Annotated in this window: 32 protein-coding genes and 1 other annotated feature; of the genes, 13 read left to right on the plus strand and 19 right to left on the minus strand. The window is 42.4% G+C overall.

Features of this window, described 5'->3' with window-relative positions; all coding sequences use genetic code 11:
* Window position 1 precedes the first annotated feature (1 nt).
* The 3 genes from ACE1TF_RS15830 to ACE1TF_RS15840 all read right to left on the minus strand — a co-directional run bounded on the left by ACE1TF_RS15830 (window position 2) and on the right by ACE1TF_RS15840 (window position 2,232).
* Window positions 2–610, minus strand: coding sequence for a response regulator transcription factor (locus tag ACE1TF_RS15830; protein ID WP_375018208.1), 609 nt, complete (start codon window positions 608–610; stop codon window positions 2–4).
* Window positions 607–1,722 carry a sensor histidine kinase gene (locus tag ACE1TF_RS15835; protein WP_052363834.1) on the minus strand — a complete coding sequence of 372 codons (1,116 nt, stop codon included), beginning with the start codon at window positions 1,720–1,722 and terminating at the stop codon, window positions 607–609. The genes ACE1TF_RS15830 and ACE1TF_RS15835 overlap by 4 nt, the downstream gene beginning before the upstream one ends.
* A gap of 156 nt (window positions 1,723–1,878) precedes the next feature.
* Complete coding sequence (locus tag ACE1TF_RS15840) at window positions 1,879–2,232, minus strand: nuclear transport factor 2 family protein (RefSeq protein WP_375018210.1); 354 nt, start codon at window positions 2,230–2,232, stop codon at window positions 1,879–1,881.
* 138 nt (window positions 2,233–2,370) lie between these two features.
* On the opposite strand from ACE1TF_RS15840, the gene ACE1TF_RS15845 reads away from it, so the two are divergent.
* On the plus strand, window positions 2,371–2,811 hold the full coding sequence (locus ACE1TF_RS15845; RefSeq protein ID WP_375018212.1) for a GNAT family N-acetyltransferase: 441 nt from the start codon (window positions 2,371–2,373) through the stop codon (window positions 2,809–2,811).
* Here ACE1TF_RS15845 and ACE1TF_RS15850 read toward each other — a convergent pair.
* From ACE1TF_RS15850 to desA, 8 genes are all read right to left on the minus strand, one after another.
* Window positions 2,808–3,818 (minus strand): alpha/beta fold hydrolase, encoded by a 1,011-nt coding sequence (locus ACE1TF_RS15850; RefSeq protein WP_375018214.1) that lies wholly within the window; start codon window positions 3,816–3,818, stop codon window positions 2,808–2,810. The two genes, ACE1TF_RS15845 and ACE1TF_RS15850, sit on opposite strands and share 4 nt — an antisense overlap.
* A 10-nt stretch (window positions 3,819–3,828) precedes the next feature.
* Window positions 3,829–4,590, minus strand: a complete 762-nt coding sequence (locus ACE1TF_RS15855) for a TetR family transcriptional regulator (protein ID WP_375018216.1) — start codon at window positions 4,588–4,590, stop codon at window positions 3,829–3,831.
* Between the two features lie 133 nt (window positions 4,591–4,723).
* The gene (locus tag ACE1TF_RS15860) at window positions 4,724–4,984 is read right to left on the minus strand and encodes an alpha/beta fold hydrolase (protein ID WP_375018218.1); all 261 of its coding nucleotides are present in this window, start codon (window positions 4,982–4,984) and stop codon (window positions 4,724–4,726) included.
* 24 nt (window positions 4,985–5,008) lie between these two features.
* A complete protein-coding gene (locus tag ACE1TF_RS15865) occupies window positions 5,009–5,503 on the minus strand; it encodes an alpha/beta fold hydrolase (protein WP_375018220.1) in 495 nt (164 codons plus the stop codon).
* A 62-nt stretch (window positions 5,504–5,565) separates the two neighbouring features.
* A complete protein-coding gene (locus ACE1TF_RS15870; RefSeq protein WP_375018222.1) occupies window positions 5,566–6,300 on the minus strand; it encodes a pentapeptide repeat-containing protein in 735 nt (244 codons plus the stop codon).
* A 70-nt stretch (window positions 6,301–6,370) separates the two neighbouring features.
* The gene (locus ACE1TF_RS15875; RefSeq protein WP_375018224.1) at window positions 6,371–6,970 is read right to left on the minus strand and encodes a response regulator transcription factor; all 600 of its coding nucleotides are present in this window, start codon (window positions 6,968–6,970) and stop codon (window positions 6,371–6,373) included.
* Window positions 6,967–8,103: a sensor histidine kinase gene (locus ACE1TF_RS15880; protein ID WP_375018226.1), complete on the minus strand. Its 1,137-nt coding sequence runs from the start codon at window positions 8,101–8,103 to the stop codon at window positions 6,967–6,969. Before ACE1TF_RS15880 ends, ACE1TF_RS15875 begins: the two co-directional genes overlap by 4 nt.
* Window positions 8,104–8,166: 63 nt before the next feature.
* Window positions 8,167–9,219, minus strand: a complete 1,053-nt coding sequence (desA, locus tag ACE1TF_RS15885) for a Delta(5) desaturase DesA (RefSeq protein WP_375018228.1) — start codon at window positions 9,217–9,219, stop codon at window positions 8,167–8,169.
* Window positions 9,220–9,455: 236 nt separating this feature from the next.
* Window positions 9,456–9,707, plus strand: a binding site (T-box leader).
* 46 nt (window positions 9,708–9,753) lie between these two features.
* Between desA and ACE1TF_RS15890 the strand changes: the two genes are divergently transcribed.
* The 3 genes from ACE1TF_RS15890 (at window position 9,754) to ACE1TF_RS15900 (ending at window position 11,723) form a co-directional block, all read left to right on the plus strand.
* The gene (locus ACE1TF_RS15890; RefSeq protein WP_375018230.1) at window positions 9,754–10,746 is read left to right on the plus strand and encodes a tryptophan--tRNA ligase; all 993 of its coding nucleotides are present in this window, start codon (window positions 9,754–9,756) and stop codon (window positions 10,744–10,746) included.
* 573 nt (window positions 10,747–11,319) lie between these two features.
* The gene (locus ACE1TF_RS15895) at window positions 11,320–11,517 is read left to right on the plus strand and encodes a helix-turn-helix transcriptional regulator (RefSeq protein WP_375018232.1); all 198 of its coding nucleotides are present in this window, start codon (window positions 11,320–11,322) and stop codon (window positions 11,515–11,517) included.
* Window positions 11,518–11,519: 2 nt separating this feature from the next.
* The gene (locus tag ACE1TF_RS15900; protein WP_375018234.1) at window positions 11,520–11,723 is read left to right on the plus strand and encodes a hypothetical protein; all 204 of its coding nucleotides are present in this window, start codon (window positions 11,520–11,522) and stop codon (window positions 11,721–11,723) included.
* Here the strand turns inward: ACE1TF_RS15900 and ACE1TF_RS15905 are convergent, their stop codons facing one another.
* Window positions 11,724–12,164: a hypothetical protein gene (locus ACE1TF_RS15905; protein ID WP_375018236.1), complete on the minus strand. Its 441-nt coding sequence runs from the start codon at window positions 12,162–12,164 to the stop codon at window positions 11,724–11,726.
* A gap of 1,033 nt (window positions 12,165–13,197) precedes the next feature.
* Here ACE1TF_RS15905 and ACE1TF_RS15910 point away from each other — a divergent pair.
* The 3 genes from ACE1TF_RS15910 to ACE1TF_RS15920 all read left to right on the plus strand — a co-directional run bounded on the left by ACE1TF_RS15910 (window position 13,198) and on the right by ACE1TF_RS15920 (window position 14,292).
* Window positions 13,198–13,323, plus strand: a complete 126-nt coding sequence (locus ACE1TF_RS15910; protein ID WP_255357912.1) for a hypothetical protein — start codon at window positions 13,198–13,200, stop codon at window positions 13,321–13,323.
* The gene (locus tag ACE1TF_RS15915) at window positions 13,323–13,946 is read left to right on the plus strand and encodes a protein kinase family protein (RefSeq protein WP_375018238.1); all 624 of its coding nucleotides are present in this window, start codon (window positions 13,323–13,325) and stop codon (window positions 13,944–13,946) included. Before ACE1TF_RS15910 ends, ACE1TF_RS15915 begins: the two co-directional genes overlap by 1 nt.
* Window positions 13,947–14,025: 79 nt before the next feature.
* Window positions 14,026–14,292, plus strand: a complete 267-nt coding sequence (locus ACE1TF_RS15920) for a hypothetical protein (RefSeq protein WP_375018240.1) — start codon at window positions 14,026–14,028, stop codon at window positions 14,290–14,292.
* Between the two features lie 54 nt (window positions 14,293–14,346).
* On the opposite strand, the gene ACE1TF_RS15925 is transcribed toward ACE1TF_RS15920, so the two are convergent.
* Both ACE1TF_RS15925 and ACE1TF_RS15930 read right to left on the minus strand, forming a co-directional pair.
* A complete protein-coding gene (locus tag ACE1TF_RS15925; protein WP_375018242.1) occupies window positions 14,347–15,918 on the minus strand; it encodes a glutathione ABC transporter substrate-binding protein in 1,572 nt (523 codons plus the stop codon).
* A gap of 2 nt (window positions 15,919–15,920) precedes the next feature.
* Window positions 15,921–16,790, minus strand: a complete 870-nt coding sequence (locus tag ACE1TF_RS15930) for an alpha/beta fold hydrolase (RefSeq protein WP_042401599.1) — start codon at window positions 16,788–16,790, stop codon at window positions 15,921–15,923.
* A gap of 248 nt (window positions 16,791–17,038) precedes the next feature.
* Between ACE1TF_RS15930 and ACE1TF_RS15935 the strand changes: the two genes are divergently transcribed.
* Together ACE1TF_RS15935 and ACE1TF_RS15940 are read left to right on the plus strand one after the other, a co-directional pair.
* Entirely contained in the window at window positions 17,039–17,626 is a 588-nt protein-coding gene (locus ACE1TF_RS15935; RefSeq protein ID WP_375018244.1) for a TetR/AcrR family transcriptional regulator, read from the plus strand.
* Between the two features lie 21 nt (window positions 17,627–17,647).
* On the plus strand, window positions 17,648–18,559 hold the full coding sequence (locus ACE1TF_RS15940; protein ID WP_375018246.1) for an oxidoreductase: 912 nt from the start codon (window positions 17,648–17,650) through the stop codon (window positions 18,557–18,559).
* 412 nt (window positions 18,560–18,971) lie between these two features.
* Here ACE1TF_RS15940 and ACE1TF_RS15945 read toward each other — a convergent pair whose 3' ends face one another.
* From ACE1TF_RS15945 to ACE1TF_RS15960, 4 genes are read right to left on the minus strand one after another with little or no spacing between them, the layout of a single operon-like run.
* Window positions 18,972–19,619 carry an ABC transporter permease gene (locus tag ACE1TF_RS15945; protein WP_042401589.1) on the minus strand — a complete coding sequence of 216 codons (648 nt, stop codon included), beginning with the start codon at window positions 19,617–19,619 and terminating at the stop codon, window positions 18,972–18,974.
* Window positions 19,619–20,539, minus strand: a complete 921-nt coding sequence (locus ACE1TF_RS15950; RefSeq protein WP_375018248.1) for an osmoprotectant ABC transporter substrate-binding protein — start codon at window positions 20,537–20,539, stop codon at window positions 19,619–19,621. Before ACE1TF_RS15950 ends, ACE1TF_RS15945 begins: the two co-directional genes overlap by 1 nt.
* A complete protein-coding gene (locus ACE1TF_RS15955) occupies window positions 20,536–21,186 on the minus strand; it encodes an ABC transporter permease (protein WP_375018250.1) in 651 nt (216 codons plus the stop codon). The genes ACE1TF_RS15950 and ACE1TF_RS15955 overlap by 4 nt, the downstream gene beginning before the upstream one ends.
* 12 nt (window positions 21,187–21,198) lie before the next feature.
* Complete coding sequence (locus tag ACE1TF_RS15960) at window positions 21,199–22,347, minus strand: betaine/proline/choline family ABC transporter ATP-binding protein (RefSeq protein WP_375018252.1); 1,149 nt, start codon at window positions 22,345–22,347, stop codon at window positions 21,199–21,201.
* A 330-nt stretch (window positions 22,348–22,677) separates the two neighbouring features.
* Between ACE1TF_RS15960 and ACE1TF_RS15965 the strand changes: the two genes are divergently transcribed.
* From ACE1TF_RS15965 to ACE1TF_RS15980, 4 genes are read left to right on the plus strand one after another with little or no spacing between them, the layout of a single operon-like run.
* A complete protein-coding gene (locus ACE1TF_RS15965) occupies window positions 22,678–23,184 on the plus strand; it encodes a GbsR/MarR family transcriptional regulator (protein ID WP_375018387.1) in 507 nt (168 codons plus the stop codon).
* Entirely contained in the window at window positions 23,174–24,058 is an 885-nt protein-coding gene (locus ACE1TF_RS15970) for a beta-keto acid cleavage family enzyme (RefSeq protein WP_375018254.1), read from the plus strand. Before ACE1TF_RS15965 ends, ACE1TF_RS15970 begins: the two co-directional genes overlap by 11 nt.
* Before the next feature lie 11 nt (window positions 24,059–24,069).
* The gene (locus tag ACE1TF_RS15975) at window positions 24,070–25,032 is read left to right on the plus strand and encodes a 3-hydroxyacyl-CoA dehydrogenase NAD-binding domain-containing protein (RefSeq protein ID WP_375018256.1); all 963 of its coding nucleotides are present in this window, start codon (window positions 24,070–24,072) and stop codon (window positions 25,030–25,032) included.
* Window positions 25,019–25,489, plus strand: coding sequence for a thioesterase family protein (locus ACE1TF_RS15980; RefSeq protein WP_375018258.1), 471 nt, complete (start codon window positions 25,019–25,021; stop codon window positions 25,487–25,489). Before ACE1TF_RS15975 ends, ACE1TF_RS15980 begins: the two co-directional genes overlap by 14 nt.
* A 66-nt stretch (window positions 25,490–25,555) precedes the next feature.
* Here ACE1TF_RS15980 and ACE1TF_RS15985 read toward each other — a convergent pair whose 3' ends face one another.
* On the minus strand, window positions 25,556–26,611 hold the full coding sequence (locus ACE1TF_RS15985) for a YkvI family membrane protein (RefSeq protein WP_375018260.1): 1,056 nt from the start codon (window positions 26,609–26,611) through the stop codon (window positions 25,556–25,558).
* Window positions 26,612–26,752: the final 141 nt, after the last annotated feature.

A 26,752-nucleotide genomic window follows, 5' to 3' on the forward strand; every position in this document is an offset into this window, starting at 1 on the left:
GTCACATCCACCCTTTCTCTTTGGCAATACGGACGGCTTCGTGGCGATGAGTGACGTGCAGTTTCTGAAGAGCCGACGATAAGTAATTGCGTACCGTTCCTTCTGATAAATGCTTCGCTTTTGCGATTTGTTCGGTTGAAAGCCCTTCTTTCACAGCGTGTAGCAACATCACTTCTCGTTCATTCAACGGATTCGTTTCCAATGAAAATAGCAGCGGTTGCAAATCAGTCGATATGACTCGTTCTCCTTCATGTATGCGTACAATCGACTCAATTAACGTTTCGATTGGTTCATCTTTTAACAAATAACCGTCGACTTTGGCAATCATCGCTTTCTCAATGTATCCAGGACGTGAGAATGTCGTTAATAATGCGACTTTGCCGTCATACTCCTCACCTTTCTTCAGCTGTTCTGCCACTTGAATGCCCGTGAGGCCCGGCATCTCGATATCCAGTAGTGCGACGTCAACGTGCTCCGTAGTCGCTAGATGTAACGCTTCGCTGCCATTGCCCGTCGATGCCACGATGTCAATATGATTGGACAGTTGCAATAACGACTGAATCGCATCACGAAGTAACACTTGATCTTCTGCTAAGAGAAGTCGAATCATTTGTTTTCCTCATTTCCTATTGGGATCACTAACGTGACGACCGTGCCTTTGGGTGTTGAATCGATCACCGCGTTCCCTTTTGCTAATTTCATTCGCTCACGAATCGAATTCATTCCGTTTCCAGCCTGAATGAGCTGTTGCTCAAAACCGTTGCCGTTATCAACCACACGTGAGGTAAACGATTGCTGCTCGGTATAAAAAGATACACTCACTTCACTGGCCTCACTATGTTTATATACATTCAGTAGAGCTTCTCGAAGGGATTGAGCAATCATCGTTTCGATCACATCGCTCAATTCAGGGACATTTGCGATACCATCGCTTTTGAACGTCGTCTTATTCGTCTGAAACAACTGCTCAGCGTGCATAACTTCTTCTTTAATGGATGTATAGCGAAGCGTCGTCACAACTTCACGCACTTGTTTTGAAGCAAATCGCGTTGTTTGTAGAACGTCATTCATTTCTGCTTTCGCACGTTCAGGATCATGATCGATAAATCTGAGAGCCAGTTCACTTTTCACTTTCATCATCGTTAGCGTGTGACCAAGGGTGTCGTGCAATTCACGGGCAATCCGATTGCGTTCTTCTTCTTGAATGTACACATCCAATTGCGACTGGGTATCTTCTAGCTCTCTTTGTAACTCTTTTGCTCGAATGACGGACCGAGAAACGTATGGAATAAGAAGCTGAATAATTAAGATTGGAAAAAGGACGGTTGAAACATACGCACCATCAGCCGGTGGCACAGCCCCTACATAAACAACCCAGTGTGTCACAACGAGCAGCGCTTGTTGGCATAGTAGCATAGGAACAATAGGGACTTTTCGATAAAAATCTGTAAAAAAGATCATAAAGATGAGTAAATAATAATGAAGCACGAATGCTAGAAGAATAAACAATAGAAACGCAAGCGCACTAAACAACACATAACGCATATCAAAGTACCAGAGCGTACCTAAATATAGAGCTAAAATAACGAGAACAATCAAGATTCTCCACACAAAAGAGAAATCATTGTCATACGTCAAAACGTTAAAAAAGAAAAACACAATACTCACGAGCTCAAATAGTAAAAAACGCTTCGCATAATTCGGATAAAAAGAAACATCCATCCCCACGATCTCCTCTGATTCGGCTAATTTTATTGTAGCGAAGACTCATGATGAAACCTATTCACGACTGTCATCACTTCCATGTGACACGTGTCACATGATGAATATAAAAACACTCTGCCCGCTGGAGAGTGTTCATTGTCAATATGCTTATTCCTATGCTTTAGGAATGTTCGTCCCTTGGTGGAAGTACAATTGCCAGCGGCCCTCTTCGAATGTCCACACCGAGCTTCTTAATGACTCTCTTTTTGTCTGGCTGTTAAACACTCGATATGTTGTGAGTACGGATTGCGTTGACAATCGGTGTATGGAAAAGTCATGCATCGTCAAATCAACCTCCTCAAAAACACCTGGTTGAATGAAATCTTCTGTATAGAAAACCTTTCCGGAACTTCCAAATTCAAAAAAATCCTTCGATAACAATCCGCTAAGTTGTTCAGGAGAAGAGCGGATCTCATAGGATAAGTGGCTTTTTTCTAACTGTTTAATATGCTCTTCTAATTCTTCCACTGAACATTCCCCACAATTCAAATGCCAAACACAAGCTTGGAAAAGTGTCTGGGCAACCTTTTATTCTTGTTCGTTTCAATTAGGATTGACATACTACCATGACAAATTATAATGAACCAAAAGGGGGAAAACAACACGATGAATATTACACAAGCAACGATCGAAGACCTGAACCGAGTAGTTCCATTATTTAATTTGTACAGAGGTTTTTATCATCAAACGAGCGACCTTCCAGGCGCAACGGATTACATACAAGCTCGTCTAGAGAATGGCGATTCAACCATCTTTCTCGCTGAAATCGACGGTGAAGACGTTGGCTTCGTTCAACTGTACCCAACATATTCTTCCATTGCCATGCAAAACAGCTGGATACTTAATGACCTTTACGTATTAGAAGGAGCTCGTAAACATGGCGTAGGGGAAGCTCTCATGAAACGAGCGTTACAATTAGGTAAAGAGACTGGTGCTAACGCCATCGAATTGAGCACTGCCATTGACAATACCCGCGCCCAACATTTGTACGAAAAATTAAACTACACACGCGAAACTGACTTCTATACGTATACGCTTCACCTTTAATATACATCGTTTGGGTCTTTAATGAAGACTTTTTCAGGAGAGGATGACGGGCTTTTGTCTTTCTCCTCTCTTCGCCAATACGTTCGATCAATCAGATCCGCTACTTGTTGAGGATGTTTTTGTGGAATCATATGACCTACATTTTCGAGTATGAACAGATTAGAATACTCTGTTTCTTTAAAGAGACGGTTAGCCATTTGTACAGTGTTAAAAGGGTCACTATCACCAACAATTATCGTAATTGGAGTCGTAATTTTGCAATAATGATGGCTGTTGGCGTAAGCACATTCAGGAAAAAGAAGCACATCCTCGCGATTCGCCCGAAACTGTTTGGGACGCCCCCATGAGTCTAAGAGCCGTTGTTCATACCCACTCGGCGCAACTTCTGGTTTGAACGTCTCGACAACGGTTTGTTTCCCCATTCTTTTGGCCACTGGTGTGGCTAACAGCGTATTCATTAAGACCGTGCCTACTAGTGGGGTCATAATAAGTTTTGATAACAAGTCGCCTCGTTCTGCAGGATAACCTTCTTTGTACATGGCAGCCCCTAACGTAACGATGTTCGCCACATCCTTAGGGAATTGACGAGCATAAGAGAGCGTTAATGTGCCGCTCCAGGAATGGCCAACGATAATTACAGGTTCAACGATTCCAATTTCATACAATGCTTTATGGATCAGTTCCGCTTGCTTGTCTGCTGACATTGCTTTTTTAGGTCGGTCACTATGCCCATAGCCAGGTCGGTCAAATGATATACAATCATATTCTTTATTAGAAAGATAGTAAAGCACTTCAGTAAAGTCTTCACAAGAAGTGACCCCGCCGTGCAACAACACAACCGGTTGCCCCTTTCCTTGACGTAAATAGTGTAACTTCACCCCATCAACGTCTACAAACCTTCCTTTTGGGGGATTTCGTTTTTCACTTTTTTTGAATTGGTATTGATTAAATAGAACAAGTGCTAGAACACTGACAAAAAATAGTAGTACGATGATGATTCCAGTCATCTTATCCCCCCTATTGTTTGATCATCGTGTTAACCATCGTTGTTGCTACCGTATCCGCTAGATCTAACAAAGAAACGGATTCAGGAGCAACGGCCCACATGAGTATCGTGCCGTTCATCAAGGCATGTAAAGTAATGGCCGCTTGCCTCGCATCTACTTGCTTAGATACCTTTCCCCTTTTTTGCAATGCTTGCATAACTTCTTCGGTCCCTGTAAAGAGCATTGCGAATGAACCATCTAGTTGTTGCTTGACACGCTCGTCACGCCGTCTAGATACGAATTCATACAATAATGTTGGAGGATCGTCGATACACCGTTGAAACTCATGCTTCACCATCGCTTTAATCGCTTTTTCAGGATCTGGCTGTTCAAAAACTTGTTCAACCATTTCTGGAATTTCACGAAGTAAATCAGTTAAGACGACATCCATTAACGCTAGGAACACATCATCTTTACTATCAAAATACCAATAGATCGCCCCCTTTGTTAGCTTGGCTTCGGCACTGATTTCATCCAATGTGGCTTTATCATACCCACGCTGCTTAAATACTTGCTTTGCCGCTGCGAGTAACCTTTCTCTTGTACCAAGATGTTGACTACCTTCAGCTGCACGAACTCGCCCGTGCATCGCTTCTTTTGACCCAAAGTAACGTTTGACAGTCGTCCAGTGTACCCCGGCTTCACGAGCAACTTTTGCAAACGTTAATTGATCAACTAAGGAATGACGCAGTAACGCCACAATTGCTGTTTCCACTTTATCGTTTGTTTTCATAATGTTTCCTTCCTCAGTGTGATAAAAACATACTGATGAGTATGTTTTTATCATATCATAAGACGGCTAAATTGAATACTTATCACGAAAACACACGTTGCCCCCACAACGTGTGTTTTCAAGTCTATATCACTTACTCTTCTTCCATCCACTTCTCCACTAACTGATGAAATGTCGTTGGACTATGCAGCGGAACACCGTGACCTACATCTGGCATGACATACCTTTTGCACTGGTCATTACACTCTATTAGCTGGGTCATCGATTTTTTCATCATTGATTTTTCTTTTTCACCGATAATGACGAGCATTTTACAGTTTGTGTCTTCAAAGCCTCCGGGTATTGAAAATGATAAATTTTCAGTCATCACTTGATGGAAGATTGTTTTTGGCATAGCAATCGTTTCTTTATAATAGTCTTAGAAATACTTGTCACTTATGTACAATTGTTTTGCCTGCAAGCGCGCAAATGCCTTGTTTCTCACGAGTGGCAAGCTCCAAGTTGCCATAGTTGCGACCACTCTAGGAAACTTCATTGAACTCGTCGACGCACTGATGATGAGGGCACGATCGATGAGTGACGGGTGCTTACTTAGCATTGATACGAGCACTTGCGCCCCTAATGAAAAACCGATAACGGTGACTTGGCGTTCGTCTTTATATTGTTCAATCAATGCCAAAAGCTCATCTGCACAATCGTGTATTGAAAAGTGGCTCTTACTGCTCCGTCCATGGCCGAGAAGGTCTGGGACGATGCATTCATAATCTCTGAAATACTCGACTTGCTCTTGCCACATCCAACCACTCACTCCCCCGCCATGAAGAAAGACGAGTAGAGGGAGACGGTTTCCACTTCGATATGTTTCATAATGAATGTTCACTTCAATCACCACCGCTCTTTGTGCGTCAACCAATGGTCTGGCACTTGCAAGTGTTCTGGAATTATTGTGTTCGCATCGCCTTTTGCTGAATTCAACTATGCTTGAGTCAGGAAAAGCGCGCCACTCAAGTTCGCTCCATGAAATTTTGCCCCTCGCACATCCGCACCGAGAAAGTCGCAACGGCGTAAATCACTGTTCGTAAAATTAGCTGCAATCATCAGTCTTCCACGAAAACTTTCATGAGAAAGATCTTGATTGGAGAAATTAGCTTCAATACAATCGGTTCCTTTTTTATGAAGAAGTGCGTTTCTTTTCTTTTTTTGTGTACGATACGCGTCACTTGAACGATTTAGCCATCCACTCACTTCAGTACGATAGTGTGCGATATCCGTGTTCATAATTTCCGCTGGGGATTGATGCGTTTGCGTGCTTATTGTGTCGTAAAGCTCACCTAGCTGTTTGTGAAACGGTGCCGTCTCCTCAAGTTGCATACATTGATTTACATAGACCATCATCTCTTGCAATTGTTGGACGACTGGAAAGACACAGAACATTTCTTCAGATGTACTCGGATGAGTACGCCAATCGTTGCCTGCATAAATGAGTTGTGAAACCTTTTGGCCAGCACCGAAACATTCATAAGAAACGCACCCGTGAAACCCTCTTTCTCGTAATTGATCGTGAACTTTGCACAAGAAATCCTTTCGCAAATGCCGACACGGTTCACCACTCTCTTTATCGTCGGGAAAATCTGCAGATTTTCGGTAAGGTAATGCTACACAGCATAGGCCAAAGCACTGAAAACAGTCACGTGTTAATTCTGCTTGCAAACGTCACACTTCCTTTAATTTTGTAAATGAAAATGAGAGGGACTGTGAAATTCCCACTTCTATTAAGCTTTTATTTAAACCAACCTCTATCTTTAAACAAAGAAATGGCTTCTATACGATTGCTTACATTTAGCTTTTCGTAAATGACAGAAACGTAATTTCGGACGGTGCCGGTTTTGATTTTCAGGTGATCGGCGACTTCTTTTGTACTTTTTCCTTCTGCAATCAGTTGAATGACTTGCCCTTCTCTGTCCGTAAGGGGGTTATCATTTTGATTGATCATATCCATGAGTTCCGGTGCATACACTTTCCGATCACTCATAATCGTTCTGATTGCTCTCGCCAGTTCGTCACTCGGGCTATCTTTTAACAAATACCCACTCACACCTGCCGCTCGGGCATAGTTGAAGTACCCAGTTCTCGCAAAGGTCGTCAAGATAATAATCTTGCATTGTTCATCTTTGAGTGCCTCGGCCGCTTCTATTCCCGTCATCATTGGCATCTCGATATCCATTATGCAAACGTCCGGCTTCAATTCCTTGACGAGGTCAACCGCTTCAACCCCTGTCTTTGCCTTACCTACAACGGTCATGTCACCTTCTAACTCGAGTAGTGATGCGAGTGCCCCGAGCAGCATTCCCTGATCTTCTGCGATCACAATCCGCATCATAATAAACCTCCCGCCTCTTGATGAATGATTCGAGGAATTCGAATGACTAACCTCGTTCCCACTTTAGTTGAGTGAACGTCCAACTCACCATTCACAAAATCCAAACGTTCTTTCATGCCGATCATTCCACTTCCTTGCTCTGACGACTCGTCAGCTTGTATCCCTACACCGTGATCTTGCACTTCCATACGCCATTCATTTGCGAGTAAAGCCAAGTGAATTTCACATGTTTTTGACTGGCTATGTTTAACAACGTTCGTTACCGATTCTTTTAAACACATGCAAACCACATCTTCAATGAGCATTGGTAAATGTTTGAATGATTGTTCCCCATGAATTTCACACGTGATATGACTGGAATGCAACAGTTGTTGGACGCGAACGATCTCATCTTCTAGACGGGCCGTTCTCATATCAGAGACGATTTCTCTCACTTCACTCAGTGCGGTTCTTGACGTCTGGTGAATGTCTTCAATTTCTTGTTGAACCAAGTCTGGTTTAGAAGGTAATAGTTTCATAGCGAGGTCACTTTTCAACCCGATTAATGATAGTTTCTGTCCGAGTGTATCGTGAAGATCCCTGGCAATCCGTTGCCTTTCCTCAATAATCATAAGCTGCGAAATCCGATCATTGGCGTCTTTAAGTTGACTTTCCAATTCCTCTCGACGGTTCCGGTGATAGATCGTAAATGGCAACAAAATTACCCCTAAAATACTTAAAACGTTGAACGGCAATTGGGCCATAAACTCCTCATACTCAAGCAGAAATCCGATAAGAAACGCAATAACCGTTGTTGATAGATGAACGACGTATAGGCTAATAAAACCTGCTTTACTTTTTAAGTTACCAATAAAAAAGGCAATAAACAAGGCGAAATACACGTAACCGAAGTAGATCGTCATGCCAATACTAATGAGCATTTCAATGCTTAACGCTACATAAACCGTCCACCCTTTTTTCACAAAGGACAAGCGATAAATGGTAAAGAAAAAAACGATCATGGCAACACCAAGAATAATTTCATAAACGGTCGCTGAACGAATAATAAAGTAAAAAGGTAGCAGACAAAAGGCAATCCACGCAAACAAGCTCAGACCTGTATTCTTTGGGAAAATATGAAACCAATGATACACCGAAAATAACCCCCTTCACCGTAGGCAACACAGAAAAAGCTCTCAATAGGAGAGCTTTTCTTTTTACGATCTGTGTTCTGCTTGCTTACTGTTCGTTTGCACATGTGGCATGGCACGTTGACGCCGAGCCCGCTTTAACGCTTTGAAACTGACAAATGTTTGATTGTTTTCATCATATAGTCGAAACCGAATGGATTCAAGACTCTTTTTCAATGTGATGGTCGTTGCCGTTTGCAACGGCGGGGTGTTGTTATGGGTTTTCTCTAGATGATAATTCGGGACCTTAGGGCTCAAATGGTGCACATGATGATACCCAATATTGCCAGTCATCCATTGAATGACTTTCGGTAATTTATAATAAGAACTACCATCCACTGCGGCTTTTACAAAATCCCACTCTTCATCGTTCTCAAAATAAGAATCCTCAAATTGATGTTGTACATAAAAAAGCCAAATTCCTGCAGCCCCTGATACGTACATAATTGGAAGTTGAACGATCAAAAACGCTTCCCAACCGATGAGCGCCATCATTCCAACATAAATAGCGACTAAGCACACATTCGTAAGCACTGTATTGAGTCGTTCTTTCTGTTTAACCCCTTTTTTATTGAAGCGATTTTCTACGAGAAACAAATAGAGAGGTCCGAGTCCAAACAAAATGATCGGGTTTCGATACAGCCGGTACTTTAGCCGATCAAACTTCGACGCCGATTCGTATTCTTCCACTGTCATGACCCAAATGTCACCGGTGCCTCGTTTATCAAGATTCCCGCTCGTCGCATGATGAATGGCATGGCTATGCTTCCATTTTTCAAATGGAAAATGCGTAAGTACACCGCACACATTCCCGATAATCCGATTCCACTTCCGACTCGTAAAGAAGCTCGCATGCGTACAATCATGAAAAATAATAAAGATTCGAACGACAAATCCTGCCGCAACAATTGAAAATAACAAACTCAGCAAAATAGAAATTTGTAAACTTTGATACGCCAAAAACCATGTAACTAAAAATGGAACGATCGTATTGATCAACTGTACAATTCCAGCTTTCGTATTGGACGTTGCATAAGGTGCAACACTTTTCTTCAAAGCCCGTTGTTTTTCCCTACTCATATCAATTCACCCCAAACGGATACGTTACCGTTAGTGTATCCAATCAATGAAGGCAGCGTAAGACACATCTGTCACAGCACATGTATGACAAGTGTCATGGGTGGGGGGGAAGTTATTTCGCTATGACCCTCGAAGTGTAATCGTATAAAGCGCCCAATGAGGGTGCTGGTTAACTGCTGACACAACAATCCGCCTTAATTAATTGTCACCCGTCTTCTAAAATGAGCGATAATATCATACGAGCAAAGATGAACAAGAGTAAACATTCCGAATATTGCAGAGAGCTGATGGTTGGTGCGAATCAGTACAGGATGAATGTTGAATGGGCTTCTGAGCTCCTAAGCTGAACTGCGGAGTAGGCTTAGCGGTATGTCTTACCGTTACATGAGACAAAATATCGAGACCACCTGTGGTCTTTGTATGGATAAGTGCGTTTATTGTAAAATAAACGAATGAAGGTGGTACCACGGGAGTTCCTCGTCCTTTTTTGGACGGGGAACTTTTTTATATTTCAAATAAGAAAGGGAAGCTACTATGAAGAAAACGGTGCTTACAGGCATTAAACCGACTGGAGACGTACATGTAGGCAATTACATTGGATCAATTATCCCCTCATTGCTTCTAGCTCAAAAACAAGCCTATCAACCTGTCTACTTTATTGCGGATTATCATGCTCTCACTACCCCACGCACACACGCTGATTCTAAAACGCTATCGTATGGGGTGGGGGCTACTTGGTTAGCTCTTGGCTTAGAGCCCGAGAAAGTCATCTTCTATAAGCAATCAGATGTCCCGGAAATTTATGAACTCAGTTGGATTTTAAGCTGCGTGACCCACAAAGGGTTCATGAATCGCGCTCATGCTTACAAAGCGATTACCGACAAAAACCGCTTGAATGGAAGTGAGCAAGACTTGAATGTAAACATGGGTCTATTCAATTATCCAATACTCATGGCGGCAGATGTACTATCCTTCCAATCAGATATTGTGCCTGTAGGCAAAGACCAAATTCAGCACATTGAAATTGCTCGTGACATTGCCCAAAGCTTTAATTCAACCTATGGGGATACGTTCAAGCTTCCAAACTATAAAATTGATGAAGATACAGCGACCTTGCCAGGATTAGATGGACGGAAAATGAGCAAGAGTTATCATAATACCATTCCGCTGTTTGCAGAACCTATAGTACTGCAAAAGCTCATTAACAAGATCAAAACCGACTCATCCACACCAGATGCACCTAAGGATCCAAACGCTTCCGTGCTTTTTACTCTCTATAAAGAATTTGGAACCCCTGAGCAAATAAACGAGTTGCGCGAGCAGTTTATCCGAGGCATTTCTTGGGGACAGGTGAAGAATGAATTGTTCACCGTAATGAATACAGCGTTGACCGAACCAAGGGAAAAATACCAACAATTCATGGCGTCACCGAAGACGATTGATCAAATTTTGGAAGAAGGGGCCCAAAAAGCACGAGCCATTACAGGTCCCATTTTAAGAGATGTGAAAGACAAGATCGGTTTGTAGTTAGAGCTAACAGCTTGCAATAAAGGAGTGGCAATTATGCAAAAAATCACTTCGTGGATTATTTCCCTCAACTGTGAGAGAACTTTTATCTTATGCGACATCAATAAACAAAGTTGACGCTCATTACTTTAAATACATCTCGTGTAAAGACCACAAACTATTTATCATTGAGCATAATGAACTCGTTGTGGGGTGTATAGGTGTTGATCTCACACACCCCACTTCTTGTGAAATCAAGCACATTGCAGTTTCACCAAGCTATTGAAAGAGTGGTTTAGGTAGTCAGATGTTGGAATATTTATTGAATGAGTACCCATGCCATAACTTTTACGCTGAGACCGACCATGAAGCTGTCAACTTCTATCGTAAAAACAACTTTTGAGTGACAAGTTTAGGGGAGAAATACCCAAATGTAGAGCGGTTCCAGTGTACCTATTCTTCGAACTAACTAACACGCATTGCTCGTTTCATTGCGAACGTATAGCAGCAAGAAAAGTAAAAAGTTTTTTACATTACCTGATGCTAGTGTTAACATAATAATGTAAAATATTTTAGACATTTGGATGATATGAGATGAACAATATTATTAAAGAACTAAGAAAATCACAACGCATGTCACAAGAAGACTTAGCACGGTTGTGTAATGTATCTAGGCAAACCATTAATGCTATTGAAAATAATAAATATGATCCCACGCTCAAGTTAAGTTTTCGCTTGGCACATCACCTTAATACGACAGTTGATCAGCTATTTTTGTTTAAGGAGGAATAAGGATGCGAAAAGCAGATGAAATGGAAAAAAGTCACTCCCACTTGGCAGCAATTATTGCATTTAATTTCTATAGTTTGGCCCTTCTCGGCATGGCAGTGAACTCATTTATTTCAGAAGGCTCAGGTGGTGCGTACTTTTTAATTCTCATGATCGGGATGATTATTTTCTTTCTGAGCAATATGTTCATACGTCATAGAGCTATGTAATCATTCCTCCAACACAAATGTCACTCGCTCTTCTAACTGCTCACCCTCTTCTTCCCAACTTATGTCCAAATATGTTTCGATGCCGACATCTTGCCGGTAATTCTGGATGATGTCGGGGGCAGGCAAGGTTAGTTCGTACGGTTCATTTGGGTTCATGTCAGCATCGTGACTGACTGAACCGCTTTGCTCGTCATCCTCGATAAGAATTGTGACTGGCGAATGTAACGTTTCTGCGCTCCCTACGTACGTTACTTCGATGTCTAGATTCGTCATACTCGCCGGTGATTCTCCTTCAAAGATCTCCCCAACAGCCTCGACCTCCCAATGATCCGATGATCCGTGGAATGTTGCTGAATCAACAACTTCTGGATTGTCGTCTGGGTCGTTCGTACAGGCGACGAGTACGAACGTGCAACTGATGAATAACGTTTTTTTAAACATGCACATCGCTCCTAACTAATTCATCCAATGAGTCATTACAAATACTAAAATTAGACTAATGACTGTGAAGACAACCGCTTCAATCCGTTTTCTAGCTTTCGTCTTATTCGCTTTTTTTGTTAAATATCTGCGCTCTTTTTCTACAATTTTTTCTTCACTTCTAAACACCCAACTACACGTGACACCAACCAAAACACCAACAACATACGGGAGGAATTGAATAAACGCGGGCAATTGCTCGTTTATAACTACTTGTGCAATAAAGAAGCCTGTTAACACAGAAATCGGCGTATATACAAAGGTACGAATGTCTACTTTTCACTTCTTCATATGAATTAACATTCTCCATAAAAAACAACACCTAATTCGAATACAGATTAGTACAGATTTTACCATATATTTCACATCACTAGTCATTCAACGAGGCGACGTTTATTTCCTAAATTATTTAGTAAGAAATTCCATCAAAATTTTTTAAAAAAACTGTTGCTTTCATATCTTCCCTGGTTGTATGATATACGCAAGTTTTAACAATTAAAACTCATAAACTAACACTTGCGAGGTGGTATTATGAAGCGTATCGTTTATCAAACCAATAAGAAGTTTCGTCAGTTTTTTTCGAAAGAGTACTTTACACATGATTGTAACTGTACGGAAACCGAACATCAGCGAACGTATTATCTTTTTGGAGACGATATTGTTTCAGAATGCCTTCTCCATCGACAAGATATGCCCGAGCATAACGAAACTGTATGAGTAAGACCTTTTCATTACGAATGAAGTTTTTATAATACAGTTATGTTAAGAACCGATGTAAAGTTATCGAAACCATTGTAAGTTGTTTATATGTAGCTATAATGAAACAAATGAGATTTTCCCAAAGGGGAGTAGCATTCGAGTAGCTGTCGTCATTACGGGAGAAATCCTCGGCACTACTGGCAACTATTGTTGCTTGCGAGACCTTTGTCCATCTAACTTGGTGGGCAAAGGTTTTTTTGTATCCTTTGTTGCCACCTTTGAAGGAGAATGTTCAATGAGTGCACTAAAGAAACTGCTCAAGTCAAAAGTAGTTAGAGATGGGATTAAAGAAGCCCAAAAACATGTCGTTCCACTTGTAAAGAAAGAACTTGCCAAACGCAAAGGAACGAAAAAACGATAATGGCTGGTGTCACAAAGACGTATAAGCAATATGCTGACAGTGTTTCATTTCGGGTAGTAAAAGGAACGTATGAAGTCTACTCATCACACCCTCACTTGTCCATTTGCGGTGCAGGGAGAAGCGCTGCTGTTTTTAAACTTCCTGAAGAGAATCGAGTCATCAAAGTATATTATCCTCCTTTTGAATCGGTCGCTAAACAAGAATACATCAACTATATGAAAATTACGGATCACCCTCAATACGCTTCACTTTATGAAGTCGATACCAACTATATTGTTCACGAGTACATCAAAGGCAAGACAGCGTTTCAATGTTTGCATGAAGGCATTCATATTTCCCTTGATCAGATTAAACAAGTTGATGATGCGTTAGGCTACGCACGCACACAAGGCCTTTACCCGTCAGATATCCACTTACACAACCTATTAATTACGAGCGACGGTTTAGTCCGTATCATCGATATTGCCCGCTTTTCTAATCCTAAGCCATGCCGACAGTGGGACGATCTTAAAGCAGGCTACTACAAGCATTATCGTAAAGCTTATTTCCCTACTCAGGTTCCAAAATGGCTGATGAACACCGTTGCAAAAATCTATCGTTCGCGCTACCCGAATCGCCATTGAAAGATACATTTCCATCGTGCAATAATGGTTTAAGAGTATTCTGTTAATATTTGTTGTTTTCGATTGGAGTGTATGTTCCATGGATTTTATTTTTTCGAATCACTTTATCTTTACAATGATTGTTCTTGTGGCGGTTGCCTGCGGTATGCTCATTAAAAACGAGGTGAGTAAAGATAAACGACAAGTTGTTTTTGGTATTAGTATGGCCCCTGCCATCCTTTTATATTGGGACATATCTTCTACGAGCCCAGCAATTTTTTTAATGTTCATTTTACCACTTCTTCTCACCATCGCTTATGCTATTATGACGACTTATCATGTGTACAAGGTAGTAAAGAACGGGTGAAAACTGAAAAGCAAAGTAGTGTATTGGGACAACTACTTTGCTTTTCTTTAAACCCTAATAGGCGTCGTCTTCATTCACTTCTGTCACAAACAAACGATACAAGTTGTCTGGCATTTTAATAAGACCTTCAACATTCTGAGAAATTGCGTAGATGTTGTCTTGGTGAACGAGATTCACCATTGGTGCTTCTTCGACGATGATGGCTTGCGCTTCGTGATACATACTTTCGCGAGTGTCTATATCAGTCTCTTGGCGTGCATCAAATAACAGTTCATCAACGTCTGCATTCTCATAGTACGTTCTGTTGCCTGAACCACCCCAGTTGCTTGAATGGAAAGGATTATAAAGGCCGTTATCACTATCTCCAGAAACGGCTGTCCAAGACATAATCATTGCCTCATGCGTACCATTTGCCGTACCGTCGAGCAATGTCCCCCACTCCATTGACTCAATGCTCATATCCACACCGACTTCTGACAACTGGTCCTGAATGATTACCGCCATTTGCTGGGTGACTTCATCCGCATCGCCGACCCAAACGGTAAAGTTGATGTCTTCGCCAACTTCCTCTAAAAGTGACTGAGCCGCTTCTGGATCGTAAGCAATCGGTTCTAAATTGTCGTCATACCCAAAGATTAAATCACTAATCGGTCCATCTGCTACTTTCCCGTTTCCTTGCATAATCCCCTCGAGTATTACTTCCTTATCAATGGCCATAGAGATCGCTCGACGAACATCTGCATCTTGAAACAGCTCATGCTGATTATTAAAACCTAAATAGGTCATGCCCAAGCTCGCATCACTAACGAGCTCAACATTTTCCGTGCTTTCTACTTGACTCGTATTTAATGCACTAATCGTATCTGCTACATGTGCTTCTCCGTTAGAAACCATCCCGATTCGTGTTAACTCCTCAGGAACGACTTTAAAAGTAACAGCATCAAGGGCTACGGCATCTCCCCAATATTCAGTATTTCGAGAGAGAACGGCTTCATTTCCTTGATTCCATGTGTCTAATACAAAAGGTCCTGTCCCCGCCGTCTCCGTATCAAGATTAAACTGCCCCTCTTCTACTGCATCAAGAGCTTTCGGACTAATGATACTGCCTCCATTATGCGCTAAGTGTGCGGGTAATGGCGCAAACGGATAAGAGGTCGTAATCGTTACTTCATTCTCCCCTTCAACGTCAATTGAATCAATCATGTCAAACAAAAATGCCCGAGGGGACGCAACATCCGGATCAATGACACGTTCTAGCGACTGCTTGACCGCTTCTCCTGTTAACGGCTCACCGTCGTGGAACGTGATATCTTCACGAAGCTCAAAAACCCAAGTGAGTTCATCCACTTGCTCGAAAGATTCTGCCAAGTGAGGTTGGACTTCCATATTTTCATCCATAATTGTTAAACTTTCATAAATTTGACTTCGTACTTGTGTAGAAGCCGTATCATTTGAACCGTGAGGACTCAAGTCAACCGCATCGCTAGACATTGCAAAAATAAGCTCAGAATCTCCTCCCGTTGACTCAGTCGTTTCCTCAACCTGCTCGTCAACATCTTCGCTACAACCCGCTAAAGCGGCAGCCAGCATAATGGCGACAGCACTTTTACTTGTTCTTCTTTTCATGATTACCTCTCCTCTGTAGTTGCTGTTTGAACAAACGTTTTCACTACACGCATAAATCGCTCATATTCGTCTGACATCACTCGATGACTACTATTTTCAAATAACACATACGTCGCTGTAGGTATAGATTCAGCTACGGCTTCATTCGCTTTAGGAGGTGTGATCCAATCATGAGCACCGGCGATGACGAGGGTTGGGACTGTGATCGAACGATTGCTTTCTGTAAAATCCATCTCCCGCATAAAACCGCCAAACCCTTGGTTCAATGCCCGATAATTTCTACGCACTTTTGGCCTTTTGGATTTCCCTTCTTTCTGCTCCCGTACTGAATAGAAAGACCCCATTTGTGCATAAAACAGATCCAACTCTTCGTCCGTTTGAAAGTCCCCATTCCAAAGCTTTTCGCAAATCTCAATCTGCTCAGGGGTCCCATTTTCTTTCACAATCTTCTTTGCATCTTCAAGAAAACGATGATTCGGCGCTGTCGTGACGAGTAGTAATCCTAATAAACGCTGACCATACTTCCGTGCATACCCTTGAGCAACCATCCCCCCATATGAGTGGCCTAAGATCCATACTCGATCCAATCCGAGGTGCTCGCGCAATGCTTCCAAATCTTCAACGTTATAATCAATATGTAATGTCTCCTCGGGCGCATCGTCTGAAAATCCACACCCACGCTGGTCCACATAAATGAGTTGCATCGTATCCGTAAGCGCTTGAAATGTTGGCTTAAACCCGATATGATTCCCTCCTGGTCCACCATGTAGCACAAAACAAACAGGCTTTTTCACTAAATTTCCCTCTCGAACTTCATACTCTGCACCTTCAACATCAAAATAAAGTCTTGTTCCATTCACCGTTGCATACATCGGGTTCATTCCTTTCCGTGAAAATTTTCCGAATATAATTACTAGAATACTGAATTCTGGATTCAATGTAAATATTAAATGGCTGCTTTCTATAAGTAGGCTAATCCATTTACGTAAATCACCATCTAATGTGTTCGAAATTTGCAATACAAAAAATTGCCGAATGAGCAAAATTGCACATTGAGCAATTTTAGTTTACGATATTAAAAAGCAAAGACGAAGGGGCAATGATGATGGAGACTCACAGCTTGCGTGAAAGAAAAAAAGAAGCGACGAGGGCTTCAATTGCTGATTGTGCATTTCAATTGGCCCAAAAATATGGTGTTGATGGCTTCGGCATTCAAGACATTGCCAATGATGCAATGATCTCTCGCCGTACTTTCTCAAACTACTTTTCTTGTAAAGAAGAAGCCATTGCTCATGCAGCTTTTATCTTCGACAAAAATATTGACTTGTTGTCTATGAGCGTCGACATTAACGAAGAAACCCCATTATCTCTTATTAAGTACGGGTTAAAAAACCAGATGGTCTTTGAAAATATAGAACGCAAACATCAAATTGTTCAACTCGGGAGAACGAATAAAACATTGATGCTTTATATTTATGGGACATTCACTGAAATTCAGCGTCATAGTGTTGACGCACTAAAAGATCATTTTGGTCATCGTTATCCTGATTATTATTATCAACTTCTCTTAGGTGCTGTGATTTCTGTAGTTATTCCTACAACCGATTCGCAAGGTTCTATAAGACTTCCCGAGCAGCTAACCGAAAGCCATTTTAACGATTATTTGGATGATGTTTTCCTCACGTTAGAAAATGGTTTTTCACATTAATTCAAGATATGGAGAGATATAATGAATAATAAAACGGTCATCATCACCGGTTCTAATAGCGGCATTGGATTTGAAGCGGCGAAACACTTCGCCCAACTAGGCAGTCACGTCGTGCTCGCGGTAAGAAATGAAGCAAAAGGTGAGGAAGCTAAGCATGAGATTCTCACTAATTACCCAAATGCCCAGGTTTACGTATATTATATTGACCTTGCGAAACTTGAAACCGTTGATCCGTTTGTCAACCGAATACAAGAGAAATTCTCTGCCATTGACGTGCTCATTAACAATGCGGGTGTCATGATGCCCCCACACACCGTTACAGATGATGGCTTTGAATTGCAATTCGCCAGTAATCATCTCGGTCACTTCGCACTTACCGGCCGATTACTCCCCCTATTAGAAAAAGGAGAAGCATCCCGAATTGTCACGTTAACTTCCATTGCATATCGCTACGGAACCATTCATTTTGATAACTTAAATGGAATATCAGGGTACAGTAGCTCCAAGTTTTACAGCCAGAGTAAGTTAGCAAATCTCCTGTTTGCAAAAGAACTGGATGATCGCTTAAAAACACACGGCTACACTACAATTAGCGTAGCCGCTCATCCTGGATTATCCTCCACAAATCTATTTAAACTTGGAAAAACAGAAACCCGTTGGTTTGCCAAACCACTTCTTAAACTCTTTAGCCAACCGCCAAGTATGGGGGCATTGCCGATGATTATGGCAGCTACTGATGATTCGCTCCAAGGTGGTGAACTCATTGGCCCCGATGGCGCAGGTGGGAGGAAAGGAAACCCAACGATTGAGGAACCAAAGACCGACGTTTATCATTCAGCTACGATGCGTAAACTTTGGACTGTTTCAGAAGACTTAACGAACACCCACTTTGCTAATGACAATGAAACGGTTACCCGTTCAGCTACTAGATAGTTTGAACTAAAGAAACTCAACAGTACTTGATGTTGAAACTGCATCAAATCTCAATTCCTTCCGCTCGGCGTAAGAAGTTCTACGAACCTTTTCTGTCACAAAGGAAAACGAGGCGTCGGCCCCTTTGGTGATGACAGGGTACTCGCTTATGGGCATTGAATCTGCGCTCCAGTTTGAACAAACTGCCCGCATGTTTAGCGGAATGAGCGCCAAAATCGTTAAACTAGGCAAACTTGCGCGCAGAAAGTGTAAACTAGCGCGCAAAATGGCACCCAGCACCGCGCTACCCTTCCAACCCAACAGCGCAAATCAGGAAAGTCTTACGTTCATTGTATATAGAGAACCTGCGTTGTTATACAAACAAGAACAAGCGCCGTGACGCTTGTTCTTGTTTGCACTTCTCGTCAGTCATTTAAGCAACCGCAGCTTTATTGGCGGGGTTTAGTTTTCGTTCGATTTTACCCATGATAAGGTCTGCAATAATCGCCATCAGAGCTGTTGGTATTGCACCTGCAAGAATAATTGCCGTTCCGTCGGTCGCATTTGTTCCACGCACGATAATCGCACCAAGTCCCCCAGCACCAACGAACGTTCCAATAGCCACAATCCCGATGCCGACAACGAGTGCTGTCCGAATTCCAGCCATAATAACACTGACTGCAAGGGGTAACTCCACCTTTGTTAACAATTGTAAGCGTGTCATCCCTGAAGCATAAGCGGCGTTTGTTACTGTCTTGTCAACACCTTTAATGCCAACATACGTGTTTTGGATGATCGGTAGAAGTGAGTAAAAGAATACGGTCGTAATGACCGTCGTTGTACCAAGTCCCATCGCAACCATCGTAATGGCCATAAAGCCGAGTACAGGAATCGTTTGAATAATGCTACCAAAAGTGAGTACCCAAGAACTTAGTTTTCCGTACCTTGCAATAAGAATACCCACTGGAATGGAAACGATCGATGCAAAAAGGACTCCGTAGGCAGCCATCAAGAAGTGACGGTAAAACTCTTCCCAGATGTAAAAACCATTTTGAGAAACATACGTAATAAACGTTTCCATTACTGATCCTCCTCGTTGACTACCCCATCTTCAAAGTAGTTATTCTCTTCGAGAAATTCTCGAGCAATCGTTGATGGGCCAACCAATTCAACATCGCCCATATAATTCATCTCTTGCATATCTTCTGTGCTCACCGTATCACTTAACTTATGAAGAATGCCTTCAAGTTCTGGGTGATCATCAAGCACTTCATTACGTATCACAGGTGAAGCGTCATATGGAGGAAAAAAGTCATCTTCCAGAACGGTTAAATCATAAGCCGCAATACGACCATCTGATGAATAGCCTAGAACGGCATCCATGTTCCCAGAAGCCGCAGCTTCATAAACAAGACCAATTGCCATCGGGTACACATCACCAAAAGCAAAATGCGTTTCAGTGAATGCCGCATAACCATCTCCCGTTCGATTGACCCAGGCATTATCAACACCGAAATTCATCTCATCTGCGAATGGTTTTAAGTCATCTACATGCTCAATATTCTCTTGTTCTGCAAATGATTCTGTGACAGACACCGTGTAACTATTGTCAAATCCATAGGATTCTGCCCACGTCTGATTGAACAACTCATCGAATTCCTGCTGGACGATCTGCATCGCTTCTTCAGGATCTGTAACATCTTCATAATTGAGCACGCCCGCGATATCTGTTCCCGTATAACGGGTTGCTGTGATATCAACTTCTTCTTGCATCATCGCTTGATGCAACACCATCGTCGATCCAAGATTTGTTACTAATTCAGTCTCTAAATCTGTATAATGCTCAATCATATGAGCAAGTGTGTAACCCCAGATTTCAGATTCGACGGTATCTAACGTTGCAATACGAATCGTCTGTTCTGACGGTCCACCTAAGCCGGGCAAAGAACAGCCTGACAACAGAAGTGCTGAAGCCATCACGGTTGGTATTACTTTTTTCATGCGGTTTCACCTCTCATTGCAACCGGTGTTAGTTTCTTTTCAATCTTTGAAAGTAAACCATTTGCAAGCAATGCAAGTAAGGTTGCAGGAATGGTTCCTAGAATAATTAACTCAGGTTGATACAAGTTTAAGCCATCAAAGATGAGATCACCTAAACCACCACCACCGATAAAAGCGGCAAGAGTTGCCCAACCGATTAAGTATACCGTCGCAAAGCGAATGCCTGACATAATGACGGGTAGCGCAAGGGGTAGTTCAATCTTTCTAACTGTTTCCCAATTGCTCATCCCCATGCCTCTCCCGGCTTCTTTTAAACTATGATCAACTTCCATCACACCGGTATACGTGTTTCTTAATATTGGCAGTACCGAGTAGATAAATAGTGCGATGATTGCAGGCAACACACCAACACCTAGAAATGGCATTAAAAATGCAAGGATCGCAAGACTAGGCACAGTCTGTAAGATGCCGACAAATGAAATGATTCGATCAGCGACTTTTGGAATTCTCGTTAATAAAATACCAGCAGGGATTGCTACAATCACTCCGAGAAGGATCGCTGCCAGTGAAATGTACATATGCTCGCCGGTCTTTTCTACTAGATCCCAGCCGTACGTTGTTAGCGTATCGATGATTGCTTCAAACATGTCGTAACCTCCTTATTCCGTTGCGGCAACTTGGGCGGTTTCTTCACCCCAGATTGTGTCATAAACCATATTCGCGAGCGCTGCTCTCGTAACAATTCCTACAAGTCGATCGTTCTCTTCAACGACTGGCACGTACGCACTACCACGACGAAGCATCCGGTACATGGAGTCACGCAACAAATCCTCACTATGAACGGAATATTCTTCGGTATCCATCGCTTCATAGACGAAATTCCGTTTCTTATAATGCGAATCAATCATTTCAATATCGATGTATCCTTTTAACGTGTCCATCTCATCAATGACTAACAGAGAATCGACACGGTTGTCACGCATCACTTGAATCGCTTCTTTTAAAGTACGCTCTTCTTTCACTGTGACTGGCTCTGCATTCATGATTTGCTTAACAGTCGTCACATCTGGACGACTTTGAAGCAAACGATCTTTGCCGATAAAGTCCTCAACAAATTCATTAGCGGGATTCTTTAAAATCTCATCTGGACTTCCGACTTGCACGATTTCTCCAGCGTTCATAATGACGATTTTATCGGCTAATTTAATGGCTTCATCCATGTCATGAGTGACAAAAACAATTGTTTTATCCACTTCTTTTTGCAACTTCTTGAATTCTTCTTGTAAACCATCACGGGTAATCGGATCTAGCGCTCCGAATGGCTCGTCCATCAAGATTAACGGTGGATTTGCAGCTAATGCACGCAACACACCAATTCGTTGTTGTTGCCCACCACTAAGTTCGTGAGGATAACGCTGTAAGTACTCTTCTGGTAAATCCACTAAAGAAATAAGCTCTTTCGCACGTTCTTGTTGCTTTTGCTTACTCCATTTTAATAATGAACCTACAAGGGAGATGTTCTCCCCTACCGTCATATGCGGCATTAAACCAATTTGTTGAATCACGTACCCAATCGAACGACGCAATTGCACAGAATCTTGATCTAACACATTCGTCCCATCTACCAAGATTTGACCTTCCGATGGTTCTACGAGACGGTTAATCATTTTCATTGTTGTTGTTTTTCCACAACCACTTGGTCCAATAAATACGACAAACTCACCTCGTTCAATCGTTAAGTTCAGTTTATTTACTGCAGGCTTTTCACTGCCATCAAAGGCTTTTGTTACGTCTTTGAATTCTAGCAAATCAAGCACCTCCATCATTTCTTACTCTCGTTTGCAACTTTCTCAGTATAATGTTTCGACCTTAAAATAGGAAAACCTGAAAAAACCGATACAGTTTGTATAATCTATGCAATTTAAACTTTACAAAGTATACAAAAGGTAATATCGTAAAATTACTAACGATTCCTCACTTTTTCTACCTGACCTGTTTTTTTGCAATTGATTTGAGGAATGGTAAGGTTAATCACAGTGATTGAAGGAGGCATGTCAGTGGAATCATTATCAAACGATCAGCTACTTACAGAATTACAAGCAGCAGAAGATCAAATTACCGACCGAATTGCTGATAATATGGAGACATTTGGTGTTTCATCAACAGTTGGAAGGCTACTCGGTATCATTTATATGAATCGTGAAGCGATGACGTTAGATGCCCTTGCCGAAGAAACAGGCATGAGCAAAACGCGAATGAGTCAAGTCATGCGTCAGATGCTTGCGTTAAATATTGCAGAGAAAGAGTTTGTCAAAGGCAGTCGCAAAGAACATTACAATGTAGAAAGCGATTATGCACAAACATTCATCTCGTTGTTTACGACGAATTGGAAGGAAGTTGTGTCACGTAATATGACACTTGAACGACGATTACGAGAACGCGTGGATCATATGAAGACTTCCTTATCGAGTGAAACGCCTGTAAAAATTAAAGATCGCGTTGAAGCGCTATCCGAAGAACTTGATGCGTGGCAAGCGTATTACAACTGGATTGATCGACTCGTGTACTTCTTTGAAAGTGGCCAGATCTTTGATCATGTACCGATTCGCGACAGCCAAAAGGAGGACAACCATCATGAACAATAAACGAATCATTACCGCTGCACTTACAGGTGCGGGTGACACAACGAGCAAAAGCAAGCACGTACCGATAACACCAAAAGAAATTGCCGATTCAGCCATTGAATCTGCTAAAGCCGGTGCAGCGATCGCGCACATTCATGTTCGTGATCCTAAAACTGGAAAGCTAAGTCACGACGTTGAACTTTTTAAAGAAACGGTTGAAAGAATTCGTGAAGCTGATACGGATGTGATTATTAACATTACTGCCGGCGGTGGCGGTGACTTTGTCCCAAGTCTAGAAACACCAACTGCAGGTGGCCCTGGAACAGACATCCAGACCCCTCAGGAACGCCATGAACCCGTCGGCAAATTGCTACCAGAAATCTGTACGCTCGATTGTGGCAGCTTGAACTTCGGAGATGAAGTCTATCTTGGCCCTGCTGGATGGCTCCGGGAGCATGCACAACTCATTAAAGACAGTGGCGTGAAACCTGAGATGGAGATCTTTGATACAGGTCATATTCGTTTAGCGAATCAGCTTATCTCTGAAGGATTAATTGAAGGAAACCCAATGTATCAATTCTGCCTAGGGATCCCATGGGGTGCCGATGCAGATGCCGAAACGATTGATTACATGCGTAAACGTACCGTAGAAGGCTCCCATTGGTCAGCGTTTGGAATTGGTCGTATGCAACTTCCGATGGTTGCACAATCGGCTTTACTCGGAGGAAATGTACGCGTTGGACTGGAAGACAACCTTTACCTTGAAAAAGGTGTACTTGGCTCTAATGAACAACTTGTCGACCGAGCCGTTTCCGTCTTAAACAGTGTTAACCTTGAACCTATGACACCAAGAGAAGCACGTGAACAATTGAATTTAAAAGCATTTAATCGATAGAGGTGTAAATCATGAAGACATTTGCAGTACTCGGTACGGGTGTTATTGGCAACGGTTGGATCGCTCGTTTTATCGCGAATGGCCACCGCGTACACGCCTTTGATCCCGCTCCAGGCGCCGAAGAAAACACGAGAAACCTCCTTGAAGAAATTTGGCCTACACTCACAGAGTATGGCATTTCTGAAGATGCATCGCTGAACAATCTTACATTCTTTGAAACCTTGGAAGAAGCGGTTGAAGATGCAGATCTCATTCAAGAAAATGTACCTGAACGTGAAGAACTAAAGAAATCCGTGCTCGCGCAAGCCGATGCTGCGGCGAAACCGGAGGCGATTCTCGCTTCAAGCACATCGGGCTATATGCCGTCTGTGTTACAAGAGGCTTGCACGAAACATCCAGAGCGAGTCATTGTTGCTCACCCTTTTAACCCGGTCTATTTAGTGCCGCTTGTCGAAATTGCCGGGGGTAAACAAACAGATCGCCGTTACACGGAGCAAGCACAAGCGATGTACGACGAGATGAACATGAAACCACTCATGATGAGCGGAGAAATTGATGGTCACATTGGCGATCGCCTGATGGAAGCTCTTTGGAGGGAAAGTCTTCACATCGTCAATGACGGTGTTGCGACTACAGAAGAAGTCGACAAAGCCATCGTTTATGGCCCTGGCCTTCGTTGGGCATTAATGGGACCGTTTATGACGTTGCATTTAGCAGGCGGCAACGCCGGCATGCGCCATATGCTTGAGCAATTTGGTCCGGCGCTAAAACTTCCGTGGACACGTCTCGTTGCCCCTGAACTAACGAAAGAATTAAGCGAAAAAGTCATTCAAGGAACGGCAGAACAAAGTGGAACTGTATCAATCGCAGACCTTGAACATCGTCGCGATCGTTTCTTAATTAAATTGATGGACTTACTCGAAGAAGAAGGTTTTTGGCCATCAGAAAAGGTGATTGCTTATGACAGAACGTAAAGTCATTTGGAACGGTCGTGTCCAATCTGACATGGTCGATTACAATGGTCACATGAACGATGCATCTTATTCCTTGGTGTTTAGCGAGAGCCTCGATGCACTCATGGAAACGACCGGGTTGGATGCATCTGGACGAGAGCGCCACGCATACACGATTTTCACGTTAGAAGCGCACATTCGTTATTTACAAGAAGCCCATGAACAACAAGCGTTACGAACGACCGTCACCATTCTCGATCAAGATGCCAAACGTTTGCACCTTTGGTTTGAGATGGAAAATGATCACGGTGACATCATCGCAACAAGTGAACAAATGGTAATGGGAATGGACACAACGACTGGACGCCCTGGACCATTTCCAGAGGAAATTGAACAAAGCCTCTCTTCTCTACCCAAATTAGACAGAGGGCAATGGCCAGAACGCGCAAATGTGCCGATGGGCATTCGGAGGAAATAAGAAAAAGCTCGCGTTGTAGTTAAACAATGCGAGCTTTTTTTGTTTGGTTTTATCACGGCTACTGATTTATACGACCTTTTGCTTCGGCCGCCTTACAATATTAATAATCAGGCTAACAATGACGATAAATCCGATGTACCCAAGCAATGGATAAACGGTGTTGACGAGGTCAACAAAACCGATGAATCCAAAACCTAAGCCGAGTAAGCAAGCAACAACAACTGCTCCTCTGTAGGCGTTCGTGTTCGGTGCAAAGAAACGTACTAGGAACGTGTATAACGACGTTGCTGCTGTACTATAGATCATCATGAGTAAACCGATTGCCATGAAGAATCCAACAATTGGATTAAACTCATGTGCCAATAACAGGATTGGCATTTCAGCCTCATGAACCCGGTCTAAGTTTAAGTACACACCAAGTGCCACAATAATAGCAATTACACCTAACGCCACACCACCTAAGATCGCACCATTTCGTAATCCTTTCCGATCTTTCTCTACGGCTCCTAACACAACCATGATGGCAAATCCGACCATAAAGTTAAACGAAACACTAATGAGTGTACTTAGTGTCCAATGTGGAGACACCGTTAATTGTTGGCTAGCGATGCTTTCCAACGTCGCGAAGCTCGCTTCGCTCGCAAAGATTGAATACACAACGATAATGAATAAAAGCACGAGTATGTAAGGACTTAACGAGCTAATGATCGTTATGATTTTATTCGTATCGAGTAATAAGGTGGATATGAGTACGAGACTCATAAAAACATAGCCCCAAATCGGTGCAAGGCCGAATGATTGTTCAAATAATGAACCACTTCCTGCAATCATAATCGCTCCTAAGCCAAACAGGAAAAAAGTAAGCGCGACATCGATGACCGGTCCAAGGTATTTTCCACATAAATGATACAGCACCTTTTTATGATTGCGAACGTGTAACTGATCTCCGAGCATCACGAGATGGTAGCCGAGAATCGGCAACAAAATCATCGTAACCGCCGTTCCTACAATTCCCCACACACCATGACTCACAAAGAATTGAAGCATTTCTTGTCCTGAAGCATAGCCCGCACCAACGACGGCACCAACGTAAACCCCAGCAACACGGAGTGTCGTCTTCAATGTTTTCTACCTCCTATGCTGCACGATGTACCGCACATTATTCTCTATCTATATATGATAAATATTTAGATAAAACTATACTATTAAATTATTAAATGTCAAATGAAACACTAGAATATTAAAATAAGAAGAGCCCCACAA

Origin of the sequence: Geomicrobium sp. JSM 1781026 (assembly GCF_041949955.1) — a bacterium.
Lineage (GTDB): Bacteria > Bacillota > Bacilli > Bacillales > Marinococcaceae > Geomicrobium_A.